Here is an 11,707-nt window from a genome sequence, read left to right on the forward strand (position 1 = left end):
TTAATTTGCTCCTGTAGAAGAGACCGGCGGTTTCAATGCAGGGCTCGCTGGCGCTTTACCTTTAACGTAGTTATCAAAAGAAAGCTCAAGCTCTTTCGACCCATGCGTGGTATTCACCTCTGAAGGCTCTATTGCGATTTTTTGCGCATCTTTACTCGCCTTGAGACTTTCACCAAAATGCTTATCCAACACTGGCGTGGTCGTCTCTAACAACGGCTTGTTTGCACAGGCGGTGAACACTAGACAAACGGTCGCACAAGCGGTAACGATACGCACCTGTGTCATTATTTTATTGATTGCCTTCAAGTTTGCCTCCTATAAACAAATCTGTGCGACTTGGCGGTACAAATTGATCAGTCGGGGCTTGCGGGGTGGTTGTCGTGCCTTTAACCAAACTTGGGCTCACAATAATCACCAACTCCGTTTTGTCCGAAATAAATTCCGTACTGCGAAACAGCACCCCCAATATTGGCAACTGACCTAACACCGGAAATGCTTTGACGTTTTGACTGATGTTATTGCGCATCAAACCACCAATCACCAAATGCTCGCCATTTTTAAGTTGCACTGTGGTTGAAACACTTCGCGTGGTAAACGTGGGATATTGCGTACCCCCCGCGGTAATCGTGACGTTGGATAACTCAGAAACTTCTGGCGACACTTTCAAGTTGATACGACCACCATCAAGCACCGTTGGAATAAACTTAAGCCCCACGCCATATTCACGCTCGACTAAAGTCACAGCATTACTATTGGCTGATTGCGGCACTGGAATAAAGATACGACCGCCCGCCAAGAAACTACCTTCTTGACCACTACTCGCAACAATATTTGGCTCGGCCAAAATTTTCACCAGCGTATCCGACCGCTCTGCATCAATATTCAGCTTAGTGCCTGAATTCTGAAAAAGACCTAGGCCACCTGTTAACTGCTGAGCACCGTTAATCGGGGCAAAATTAGACACCACATTCCAGCGCACATCGCCAGAGCTTTGCCCGATGCCAACGCCTAGTCTATCTAGCAGCTTCTTAGAGATTTCAGCCACACGCACCTCAAGCATCACTTGTTGTGGATCGCGTACTTTCATCAAGTTAATCACCTGCACCATCGCTCTTTCCGCGTTGGGCATCACCGTTGAAGTGGCACCGTTTCTGAACCCACCGGTGAGATAGCGATTTAAGTTGCGTACATGTGCTTCTGCCAAACTCGTTGCCACATCTGCTGCCACAGAGTCAGAAATTGCACCACTAAGCACCACAGAGCCAGAAGCAGAACTCAAGACAATGTCTTTTTCGTTCGGCAATTGCTTGGCTAGCGTTTTAGCTAAAGGGGCAAGATCAATCCCAACAGTGGTATCAATCGTGGTGGTTTTGCCGTTCTTTTGCCACAACATCAAACTCGTAGTACCAACCGCTTTACCCAACACGTAAACCTCAGAGGGTGACACCACTTTAAAATCGGCAATATCCGGATCACCAATGGCCACACGTGTCACCGGGGAACTCAAGCGGATGATTTTAGTTTTACCTACAAACGTGGCAACCGATGCGCCATCCAGCACATCTTCAGCCGGCTCAGCAGCACTTGTTAGTACAAAGGCTGCGAACCAACCCACCACCATCATTCGACAAGCTTTATTAAAATGAATGAGATTCATCATTGAGCGCCTCCAGTTTCTTTAATACCCCTAATTTCTTGCACAGTCTCTTGTTTAGGGGGCGCTGAAAATTTCTTAAGATTTTTAGCTTTTGGCTGAGTAGAGTCTGGTTTTTTCGCTAAAGTGGCATCCACTGCAGCTGGCATCGGATTGGATTCAATCACCAATCCTTGATGCGTTAAATCTACCAAACGCGCGCCATTTGAACTACTTAAACCCGCATCGATTTCATTACGCAACACTAAAGACAGCGCACCAATGCTACGCGCCAAATCTAGTTGTTCGGATTCCGCAGGCGTCAGCTCCAAGGTCACCGCCGTCACTACTTTGGGCTTGGTGGGGTCTGCTGTGGTGTCTTGCGCAACCGCTAATACCTTGACACGGTTTAACACAATTTTAGAAAACGGGCGGTTTTCACTATCTTTCGCACTCACCAACACATCAACATAATTGCCAGGTAAGGCAAAACCAGCGACACCGACGACATCATTCACCCGTACGGAAATGGCACGCTTTCCGGCCGAAATCATGGAAGCGAGCCCGCCTTTAGAATCAATCGGCGCGAGCTTAGATTCCAGGACCAGTTCACCCGCCTGAATGGTTTGTCGCGCAAAGCGATGGCTTAATGGCTTAGCCTCCGCAAACACACCCTGCGGTGTTGAAGGGCTTGGCCAGTTCAGCACGCTAAGTTGATTGTCAGCAATTTCAGTCCCAGCTTGAATGGTGCTGGCCGCAATCACGACTTTGGGGCCATTGGCCAACACAGGACTTCGGGAAAGGTGTGCCACAAAAAATGCGGCAATCGCGCCAAGAATGAGCGAAATACCAATGAGTAGAGAAGGTTTCAAATTAAACCCCTATCAATGTTAAGGATGGTTCATGGCATTCAATCAGAACGCCATGAAGCCAAAGTAAGGCCTATCAGATAAGGCCCTATGAATTAATTACCAGCACCTGAAATAGATGAGCCAATCGCTGTAAATTTCGCCGCGATATCTGTGCCTAAACCAGTTAACGCTAAGATGGCTGCGATTGCGACCAATGCGGCAATCAATGCGTACTCAATCATCGTTACGCCAGATTGGGATTTTTGGAAAGATTTTTTATTGTTGAACATGTTTGTATCCCCTTTAAATTCATTAAAAATTTTAAAAATTACTATTTATACAAAAAACATATAAATACAGAAGCTACTTAAAATAATTAATATTTTGTTATAAATATATTATTTCTACTATAGATTACGCCTTATACTTCAAAAAAACAAATATCTTTTTACAATTAAATTACAAATAATTGTTATTAATGAATCATTGATTTTCTAGCATTTTATCTATTGAATTCATGAGGTTTTTTTAACTACTTCATTATCATTAAAGCGCTACTTGATCAACAATTATGCTTAAAAAAGAGATCGAATTGCCATGACTGATCAAACAACAAAACACATTGAAGCTTCTGAGCTTCGCTATCGTCGCCTGTTTGAAAGTGCGCAAGATGGCATTTTGATCCTGGACTTTAAGAGCGGAAAAGTGATGGACGTGAATCCATTTCTGACCGCCTTGCTGGGTTATGACCGTGATGAAATTATTGGCAAACAGCTTTGGGAACTAGGCGCGATTATTGATAAAACCGCCGCAATCAAAGCCTTCGCGGTGCTCAAAGATAAAACCTATATACGCTATGAAGATTTGCCGATGCAAAAAAAGAACGGCGAAGTCATTGATGTTGAGTTCATTAGCAATGCTTACGGGGTCAATGGCGACCGGGTCATTCAGTGCAATATCCGTGACATTTCAGACCGCAAAAAAATTGAAGTCCTCATGCTGGAGTACCAAACCTTAACCAACGTGAGTATGCGCGAGATGATTCGAACGCTCATCGCCATGGTTGAATTTAAAGATCCTTACACAGCAGAGCACCAAAGCCGCGTGGCAGACTTGGCGGTGGCGATTGCCAATGAAATGGAACTGCCACTGCACACGGTAGAAGGCATACGCATGGCGTCTATGGTCCATGATATTGGCAAAATTGGCATCCCTGCGGAAATCCTCACCAAACCCACGCCGCTCACCAACTTCGAACTCGCCATGGTGCGCAGTCATGCGCAAGCAGGTTTTGAAATTGTGAAGCACATTCACTTTCCATGGCCATTAGCGATGGCTGTCCATCAGCACCACGAAAGACTCGACGGCAGCGGCTACCCCAAAGGCTTATCAGGCGATGACATTATTCAAGAGGCGCGCATTATCGCAGTGGCCGACACAGTAGAAGCCATGTCTAGCGACCGCCCCTATCGCAAATCGACTGGCATCGAAAAAGCATTGCGAGAAATTGAAACAGGCAGTGGCACCTTATTTGACCCTGCCATTGTGGATGTTTGCCTAACGCTATTTAAGAAGAAAAATTATAGTTTTTCGAATGCCATTATTTAATTTAAGCATTTAATTGAACCCTTTAATTTAAGCATGTAAAAAAAGTAGGATGAATCCAGCATGAAACATCTCGCGCTCGCTTTTTATTGCGTCTCTCTTATGGCACAACTGGGGGCGGTATTCATCGCCATCTCTTTGGTCAATCGTGCGCGGGATTTTCGAACGGGCTGGTTCTTACTGGCCATCGGCTTAACCCTCATGCTGGGTAGACGCATCTCCCCTATCATCGCCACCATCAATACCGGACAATTTAATTTAATCGACGCGCTGCTTTCCTTCCCCATTTCTTTATTTCTTTTTCTTGGGGTTTGGGGACTCAATAAAGTGCTCATTAACGAGATTTATCTCAATAAAAAACTCATCAGCATGACTAAAACAGATTACCTCACCTCTGCATTAAGCCGGATGGAGACCTTTGAAAGAACAGAGCTTGAGATTGCGAGAAGCGCGAGAACCAAACGACCCATCGCCTTACTGAGCATTGATATTGACCACTTCAAGCACATCAATGACCGCTTTGGCCATCATATTGGCGATGAGGTGTTAAAGGGTATGGTGCGCTTCTTCCAAGCGAAAATTAGAGCCATTGATTTTATCGGCCGAATTGGTGGGGAGGAGTTTTTAGTCGTCTTACCTGAAATCAACCAATTCGCGGCCTTAGAGGTTGCAGAAAGACTGAGAAAGGATCTCAGTCATTTTCATTGTTACGAGCATTGCGGCAAAACCATTAATATTACCGTCAGCATCGGGGTCGTATTAATCGCCCCGGACGACGAAAAAATAAAGCCGCTATCCACAACCCCATCAGGCAGCCCCTCCGAAGTGTTGGAAAGCTATTTAGAACTCGCCGATGAGGCCATGTATTACGCCAAAAAACATGGCCGTAATCGGTGCCATCTCTCAACAAAAGTGCCCGTTGATCAAACTATCGTTGCGGCTAAAGCAAATGCGACTGAGATAATGGCGGCTGAGGCAAATGCGGCCGAGGCCACGCTTTCTAAATAGCAATCAAGTGATGCATCAATGAAGGCTTAGGCCATGAAAGCCAGAGCCATGAAGGCCCAACCCGGCGCAGCCTGGTTAATCAGTCTTGTTTTTGTAAATAAGTCACGCGTGCAAATCGTATGTTAAAATCTGTGCTTATTATTCAATCAATGATTGGTTGTCCGTCATGTCTAGCGCATTAATCCTCATTTTTGTGATTACCTATCTGGCGATCACGCTGGAGCATCCGATTAAAATCAATAAATCGGCCTCAGCACTCTTGGGCGCTGGCTTGTTATGGACGGTGTACGCCCTAGCAACGAATGACCAGCATTTGGTCAGTCATCAGTTAAGCGAATCGATTGCATCTACTGCTGAGATTGTGTTCTTTTTAATTGGCGCGATGACCATTGTGGAGGTGATTGATGCGCATAACGGCTTTGACGTCATTACCTCACGCATTAAAACCACCAAGCTAGTGTCTTTGTTATGGATTATTGGCTTATTGGCGTTCTTTTTAAGCGCCATTTTGGATAACTTAACCACCACCATTGTGATGATTTCACTCACTAGAAAGCTATTACAAGAGAAGTCAGATCGATTGTTATTTGCAGCGATTGTTGTCATTTCAGCCAACGCGGGCGGCGCTTGGTCACCCATAGGTGACGTCACCACCACCATGCTTTGGATAGGGGGGCAAATCACCACCATCGCCATTATGAAAGGCTTGTTCTTAGCCTCATTGGTTAACTTACTCGCGCCATTACTGGTCATTAGTTATTCCATGCGCGGCAAAACAATCGCCAGCCCAACCAAAACTTACAGCGCGTCATCTATGCTCACCTCGAGTTTTGAACGCAATGTGATGTTTTTTGCTGGGCTTGGTATTTTGGTGTTAGTCCCCGTATTTAAAACGGTCACCCATTTACCCCCTTTTATGGGCATCTTGTTTGGCCTTGGTATTCTCTGGTTGATTGGCGACCTCATCCACTATAAAAAAGAAGACGCAGAAAAAGAACAGTTCACGCTGGTCAACGCCTTAAAACAAATTGATATGACCTCGATTGTGTTCTTTATTGGCATCTTGTTAGCGGTGGCCACGCTTGAGCACAGCCATATTCTGCAATCGTTTGCCCAGTTTTTAGATCATGCTATTGGCCGCCAAGATTTGATTGTGACGCTCTTTGGTTTGATCAGCGCGATTGTGGATAACGTGCCGCTAGTGGCGGCCTCCATTGGCATGTATGACTTAACACGCTACCCCGCGGACAGCTTTTTATGGGAGTTTATGGCCTACTGTGCCGGCACAGGCGGTTCAATTCTCATCATCGGATCAGCGGCTGGGGTTGCGGCCATGGGGCTAGAAAAAATCCCCTTCTTTTGGTATGTCAAAAAGATCAGCGGGCTGGCACTCGTGGGCTACTTTGCAGGTATTGCGACCTATATCATTCAGTACAATTTGACGCATTAAAAATAGCTAACTCAATAAACATACCAAAAAAACTATTTAATTTAGAGGTTTATTTTGCTATCTATTTAACAGTTTTCGCATTAGCATCATTTTTATGATTTCTAAAAACCATGCGCTCATGATTGAAGCCATTTTCAAACTGAGGGCATGGTGTCGCCAACATCTTCCTATTGAAAACTCGCTGATTGCTTACGATCTCATTTTACTGTTGTCGATTCATCAGTACTCAAATGGTCATATCACGGTAAAACAACTTTTCGCGTCCATCCCCCATTCTTATACTGCTGTCAGAATTCACTACCAACGCTTTTTAGATGAAGGCTGGATAGAGCATTACTCAGCCGCATCAGATAAGCGGATTAAATATGTGCGGCCCACACAAAAATTTATTGAAATCATTAATCTTTACACAGAAGCTGCTAACGATATTTTCACGATTGAAGGTCTAGACTCCAATCAATAAAGATTTATTAAAAGCTCGCCTTATTTGATCAATAATGATTAAGTAGCGAATGCGTACTACATCTAACAAATCATTCTTGTGGAGGAATCATGTCTCAGAGCCTTGATGAGGTTTACAAAAAGCTCGAACTTTTACAAGCCGACTTAGAAGACTTGCGTAATACCTATAAGGGGGTGAGTAAGCATTATGCTGAGGCGCTCAACTCCCTTAAAGAATTGACACTTCAATCCTCTGAAGCCGCAAAACGTTCTGCAAGATCCGCTGAACAATCGAGAATTGCCGCATCAAACGCGATGAATGCTGCAAAAGACGCATCCCGAAATCCTGCCTTTTTGATGGTCGTTGAATTATCTGTGAGAGCCTCAGTTTCTGCCGCAGTGGCCGCGATAGAAGCTGCCGCTGCTGCAGCAGCTGCTGCAGCCGCTGCGGCATTAGCGGTCTCTCAGCACGCAGAAGACTCATTATTGAAAGCTTCAACGGAAGCTGCTGCCGCATCAAGAATGGCAGCAGATTCAGCTGCCGAGGCCGTCAAACTATCGAATGAAGCGAGAGAAATTGGTGAGTTGATTAAGAAAGAGTCTTAAATGCACCTTGACTGTATTTTAGTTGCCCAAAATCTTGGCGCATCCTTAATTCATTTCATTAGATGCTTTATGCATCATCTTACCTAGGTGAGCAAAGTATTGATCAACCTGCTTGGTGGGAGAAACATATTTAACCCTATTGTCGATTTTATCTACGATCAGCGCCACATATCCCTTTTCACGCAATTTCTTCAAATATCTAAATGCGGTGGATGTTGAAATTTCATCTGTGATGTTGATTGCCTCAACAACGGTCATCGTTTTTTTATCAAACCAATAAGCACTCAATAAATGCAAGACTCTTTTCTCAACGGGTTCCATTATTGGGAAGTGAGATTTACGTTCAGCAGCAATCTCCAATGCAATAAATCTCTGATACAAGCCCTTAAAATCGACTGCCATAAATACCTCAACCACTATTTCTGAATAGTAAACTTATAAAATTTACTACCAACTTTGACTACATTTTGAGATTTTCACAACAAGATTAAGCTTCTAAAATAAATGTGAGATTTGATCAGCGCAATGGTAGATAACGTGCCGCTGGTGGGGCCATCCATTGGCATGTATGACTTAACACGCTACCCCGCAGACAGTTTTTTTATGGGCGTTTATGGCCTACTGTGCAGGCAAAGGCGGTTTAATTCTCATGATCGGTTCAGCGGCTGGGGTTGTGGCAATGGGATTACGAGCAGGAAATTGCGCTGTGAAAGTTGTTCACTTCAAGAAAAACGCTTGATTCGATTGAATCAAGCATCATGAAAATACTTTATACGTTTGGAATACGATAGCCATTTTCTCTAAATAGCTTGAGACACGCATCCGCCACCACAGGGTCATACTTCGTGCCTTTGCCTGACTCAATATCAGCCAATGCGGCTTCTAGCCCCAACGCCTCTCGATAAGGTCGATGGCTGGACATTGCCTCCACCACATCCGCAACGGCAATAATTCTGGCTTCCAGTAAAATCTGCGAGCCTTTCAAATGATTAGGGTAACCACTGCCATCAAGTCGCTCATGGTGCTGTAGCACCGCATCAGCGACCGGAATCATAAAGTTCACATTTTTAAGAATGTCATAGCCAATTTGCACATGGGTTTTGATGAGTTCGTACTCAAGCGCCGTTATTCTAGTTGGCTTGGTCAACAATTCTGCTGGGATGCCAATTTTACCGATGTCATGAATCAATCCAATCAACCTTAAATTTTCAGCTTCATTAGCACTCATGCCCATGGTGAGGGCAATTTCTTTGGCAAGTAAGCCTACCCGATTTTGATGGCCTGCGGTGTAAGGGTCTTTCATATCGACCGCTTTTGCTAACACTTGCAGCGTATCTTGCATTACGTTCTCAAGACGTAACAAATACGACTGAATTTCTAACTCAGTCTTTTTTCGTTGGCTAATATCGCGCACAACCATCACTGCACCATCAACTTTTCCATCCTCATCTAAAATGGGGCGGAGTTAAAGCTGCCGTACCAAGTTTCACCTGTATCTGTTCGACTCAAACTGTACTCAAGATTACTTGCTTTTTTCCCTTGAAATGCCTCTCGAACTGGCCATTCTCCAAGCTCAAATGTGATCCCATCTTTAGATAATGAAACAATGCTTTCCAGGGTCTCAAGCGCGTTGGGGAACTGGTCTTGATTGTCATATTTAAAAAAGCGGTGGAAACGATTGTTCACCTCAACAAACGCCCGATTTCTATCCAAAATCAGAATGCCATCGTCCATACTATCAATAGCGGAACGCAGCTTTTCTTCCGCTAATCTTATTTTTTCTAGGTTAATTTTGAGGTCATGAATGTCTGTGCAGGTACCAAACCATTTAATGATCTTGCCCTGCAAATTAAACGATGGAACACCCCGTATCAACCACCAGCGATACTCGCCATCTGCACGACGCAGACGACACTCAAGAGAATAGGTGGCGTTGTTGGTGACTGCATTTTGCCAAGCATGCAAAGCGATGGGCTGATCTTCAGGATGAAAGGGTTTACTCCATCCAGCGCCTAAGCTTTCTTCAAGCGTTAAGCCCGTGTATGCCATCCACTCGTGATTGAAAAAAATGTTACCGCCGTCGGGGTTGGTGACCCAAACAATTTGCGGTATGACATTGGCGATCTCACTAAATTTGACTTCGTCGAGGCTGAGGTTTTCTTGGTAGAGCCGGTTGATTTCGATGTTAGATTGATTAACCGCGTTTAAGCTTGACCGAAGTTGAAGATCATCTTTTTGGGTTCTTGCGTGAATCTCACTGAAAAAATAGCCCATCACCGTGAACACGAGCATTGATAAGAAATGATATGGATTTTCAAGATGCCAACTCAATTGCGCGGGAAGAAAAAAATACCAAACAATGAGAACGCTAGTAAAAGTGCTGGCGATTCCACCCCAAAACCCCATAAATCTCGCGATGAAAAATACTGCGGGGTAAAATAAAAACCACACAAATGGTTGTATAAAATCCCAACATAGCCACTGAAATAGAGCAGTGCCCATTGTGGCCAAAATGGCAAATATAATATTTTTGTGTAGTTGGTAGTTCATAGTGAATTTATAACAAAAAAAACATTTCATATCACTGAATATTTAATTTAATTTAATTTAATTTAATTTAATTAAAAAATCACCAAATCCCTAGCCACTGTGTTAAAAAAACAGAGTTAAAAAACACAGTTAAAAAAACAAATTGTCATGGCGTCGTATCAAACAGACCCCCATCCAGACAAGCCACTAAAAGACGATATTGTGAAAGCTTATTTTGTGAAAGCCTATGTTGAAAAAACGATTTGATTATCACTCGAGTAAAATTAACCAGGTACTCACCAAAGAGCTGCTTAAAGCGATCATTCCTATTGTGTTGTTAATCTCAATCGCGATAGGCATTGCTTATCAATTGATTGATGCGGCGCCGCCCAAAAAAATCGTCATTTCTTTAAGCAAGCAATCCACTTACTACAAAGCGTATGCCTCCATTTACCAGGCCTTATTAAAAAATGATGGCATTACCCTTGAGATTAAAGAAACAAGCGGTGATATCGAAAATGTCGCGCTGTTAAAAGATCTCAACTCAGGCGTTGATTTAGCTTTTGTGCAAGATGGCATCACCAGAAGTGAAGGCGCAGGCAGCCTGCAATCCTTAGGCAGCTTATATTACGAGCCAGTATGGGTGCTGTGTCGCTGCGAAGCATCGATTGAGCATCTCGCTCGCTTTAAAGGCAAGCGCATCGCAATTGGTAAGCAAGGCGAAGGCGCTAACCAACTGGCGATTAAATTGCTGGCGGAAAGCGGCTTAAACAAACGCAATACTAAGATACTGAATATGGGTGGTGAAGCGGCTGTTGAGGGCTTAATCAATCGATCGGTAGATGTTGCTATGTTAGTCGATAGCATCGATTCCTCTCTGGTCAAAAAAGCCTTGTCTCAAAAAGGCATTCGATTGGTGGATTTGGATGATGCCGAGGCATACACCAAACATTTTTCTTACCTTCACCGCCTCAAGTTGCCAGAAGGAACGATTGATATTCAACGTAACATCCCGCCAAGCAATATCAATTTAGTGTCACCCACCGTGACCTTGCTGGCCAATGAAAATCTGCATCCAGCACTTGCCTACCTCATGATGAAGGTGATTACGCAAGTTCACCATGGCGAGGGCCTGCTCAGTGCCAACAATGAGTTTCCTTCCATCAAAACCTCTGAAGTTGCTCCTAGCCCGCAAGCGCTTAACTTTTACAAATCGGGTACGCCTTTTTTAGACAAATACTTGCCTTTTTGGGCGGCAACATTGGTGAGCAGAACAGCGATTGTATTGATTCCGATTTTAGCGATTCTGATTCCACTGCTTAAACTCGTCCCCACTGCTTACAACGGGTTTTTGAAGTTTAGGCTATTTAAATATTATGGCGAATTGCGCTTTTTGGAGATGCAAATCAAGCAGGAAGTGGATATTAAAGACTGGTCGTTTTTTTACAAAAAACTAGATGATATCGAAGACAGAGTGGATGGGATGAAGCTCCCCATCAGCTTCTCGCAGTATATATACGAACTCCGCATGAATATTGATTTTGTGCGTTCACAATTGAAGTCTAAAATTTAATCGGCTGCGCA

At 44.0% G+C, this 11,707-nt stretch carries 13 protein-coding genes; 6 read left to right on the forward strand and 7 right to left on the reverse strand.

What is annotated here, in order from left to right:
- From BN1209_RS05540 to BN1209_RS09025, 4 genes are all read right to left on the reverse strand, one after another.
- Nucleotides 1-306 (reverse strand): hypothetical protein, encoded by a 306-nt coding sequence (locus BN1209_RS05540; RefSeq protein ID WP_045751310.1) that lies wholly within the window; start codon nt 304-306, stop codon nt 1-3.
- A complete protein-coding gene (locus tag BN1209_RS05545) occupies nt 290-1,660 on the reverse strand; it encodes a type II and III secretion system protein family protein (RefSeq protein WP_045751311.1) in 1,371 nt (456 codons plus the stop codon). The genes BN1209_RS05540 and BN1209_RS05545 overlap by 17 nt, the downstream gene beginning before the upstream one ends.
- A complete protein-coding gene (gene cpaB, locus BN1209_RS05550) occupies nt 1,657-2,505 on the reverse strand; it encodes a Flp pilus assembly protein CpaB (protein ID WP_045751312.1) in 849 nt (282 codons plus the stop codon). Before cpaB ends, BN1209_RS05545 begins: the two co-directional genes overlap by 4 nt.
- Before the next feature lie 92 nt (nt 2,506-2,597).
- Complete coding sequence (locus BN1209_RS09025) at nt 2,598-2,774, reverse strand: Flp family type IVb pilin (protein ID WP_082048403.1); 177 nt, start codon at nt 2,772-2,774, stop codon at nt 2,598-2,600.
- Nucleotides 2,775-3,081: 307 nt separating this feature from the next.
- Here BN1209_RS09025 and BN1209_RS05555 point away from each other — a divergent pair, with 307 nt between their 5' ends.
- The 5 genes from BN1209_RS05555 to BN1209_RS08885 all read left to right on the forward strand — a co-directional run bounded on the left by BN1209_RS05555 (nt 3,082) and on the right by BN1209_RS08885 (nt 7,594).
- Entirely contained in the window at nt 3,082-4,092 is a 1,011-nt protein-coding gene (locus tag BN1209_RS05555; RefSeq protein ID WP_045751313.1) for an HD-GYP domain-containing protein, read from the forward strand.
- 60 nt (nt 4,093-4,152) lie between these two features.
- The gene (locus BN1209_RS08880; RefSeq protein ID WP_052661100.1) at nt 4,153-5,097 is read left to right on the forward strand and encodes a GGDEF domain-containing protein; all 945 of its coding nucleotides are present in this window, start codon (nt 4,153-4,155) and stop codon (nt 5,095-5,097) included.
- Between the two features lie 166 nt (nt 5,098-5,263).
- Nucleotides 5,264-6,547, forward strand: coding sequence for a sodium:proton antiporter NhaD (gene nhaD, locus BN1209_RS05565; protein WP_045751314.1), 1,284 nt, complete (start codon nt 5,264-5,266; stop codon nt 6,545-6,547).
- A 94-nt stretch (nt 6,548-6,641) separates the two neighbouring features.
- The gene (locus tag BN1209_RS05570; RefSeq protein ID WP_045751315.1) at nt 6,642-7,010 is read left to right on the forward strand and encodes a helix-turn-helix domain-containing protein; all 369 of its coding nucleotides are present in this window, start codon (nt 6,642-6,644) and stop codon (nt 7,008-7,010) included.
- An 89-nt stretch (nt 7,011-7,099) separates the two neighbouring features.
- A complete protein-coding gene (locus BN1209_RS08885; protein WP_052661101.1) occupies nt 7,100-7,594 on the forward strand; it encodes a hypothetical protein in 495 nt (164 codons plus the stop codon).
- A 45-nt stretch (nt 7,595-7,639) separates the two neighbouring features.
- Here BN1209_RS08885 and BN1209_RS05580 read toward each other — a convergent pair whose 3' ends face one another.
- The 3 genes from BN1209_RS05580 to BN1209_RS05590 form a co-directional block, all read right to left on the reverse strand.
- On the reverse strand, nt 7,640-7,996 hold the full coding sequence (locus tag BN1209_RS05580; RefSeq protein WP_045751316.1) for a helix-turn-helix domain-containing protein: 357 nt from the start codon (nt 7,994-7,996) through the stop codon (nt 7,640-7,642).
- A gap of 367 nt (nt 7,997-8,363) precedes the next feature.
- The gene (locus BN1209_RS05585; RefSeq protein ID WP_052661102.1) at nt 8,364-9,014 is read right to left on the reverse strand and encodes an HD-GYP domain-containing protein; all 651 of its coding nucleotides are present in this window, start codon (nt 9,012-9,014) and stop codon (nt 8,364-8,366) included.
- Between the two features lie 29 nt (nt 9,015-9,043).
- Nucleotides 9,044-10,174, reverse strand: a complete 1,131-nt coding sequence (locus BN1209_RS05590; protein ID WP_082048404.1) for a PAS domain S-box protein — start codon at nt 10,172-10,174, stop codon at nt 9,044-9,046.
- Between the two features lie 196 nt (nt 10,175-10,370).
- Here BN1209_RS05590 and BN1209_RS05595 point away from each other — a divergent pair, with 196 nt between their 5' ends.
- A complete protein-coding gene (locus BN1209_RS05595) occupies nt 10,371-11,696 on the forward strand; it encodes a TAXI family TRAP transporter solute-binding subunit (protein ID WP_045751319.1) in 1,326 nt (441 codons plus the stop codon).
- Nucleotides 11,697-11,707: the final 11 nt, after the last annotated feature.

The organism is Candidatus Methylopumilus turicensis (genome assembly GCF_000953015.1).
GTDB lineage: Bacteria > Pseudomonadota > Gammaproteobacteria > Burkholderiales > Methylophilaceae > Methylopumilus_A > Methylopumilus_A turicensis.

Bases quoted from the DNA above. Each gene is read 5' to 3' on its own strand.
- BN1209_RS05580 (WP_045751316.1), bottom strand. From the start codon at position 7,996: ATGGCAGTCGATTTTAAGGGCTTGTATCAGAGATTTATTGCATTGGAG.
- BN1209_RS05585 (WP_052661102.1), bottom strand. From the start codon at position 9,014: ATGGTTGTGCGCGATATTAGCCAACGAAAAAAGACTGAGTTAGAAATT.
- BN1209_RS05595 (WP_045751319.1), top strand. From the start codon at position 10,371: ATGTTGAAAAAACGATTTGATTATCACTCGAGTAAAATTAACCAGGTA.
- BN1209_RS09025 (WP_082048403.1), bottom strand. From the start codon at position 2,774: ATGTTCAACAATAAAAAATCTTTCCAAAAATCCCAATCTGGCGTAACG.
- BN1209_RS08880 (WP_052661100.1), top strand. From the start codon at position 4,153: ATGAAACATCTCGCGCTCGCTTTTTATTGCGTCTCTCTTATGGCACAA.
- BN1209_RS05555 (WP_045751313.1), top strand. From the start codon at position 3,082: ATGACTGATCAAACAACAAAACACATTGAAGCTTCTGAGCTTCGCTAT.
- nhaD (WP_045751314.1), top strand. From the start codon at position 5,264: ATGTCTAGCGCATTAATCCTCATTTTTGTGATTACCTATCTGGCGATC.
- BN1209_RS05570 (WP_045751315.1), top strand. From the start codon at position 6,642: ATGATTTCTAAAAACCATGCGCTCATGATTGAAGCCATTTTCAAACTG.
- BN1209_RS08885 (WP_052661101.1), top strand. From the start codon at position 7,100: ATGTCTCAGAGCCTTGATGAGGTTTACAAAAAGCTCGAACTTTTACAA.
- BN1209_RS05590 (WP_082048404.1), bottom strand. From the start codon at position 10,174: ATGAAATGTTTTTTTTGTTATAAATTCACTATGAACTACCAACTACAC.
- BN1209_RS05545 (WP_045751311.1), bottom strand. From the start codon at position 1,660: ATGATGAATCTCATTCATTTTAATAAAGCTTGTCGAATGATGGTGGTG.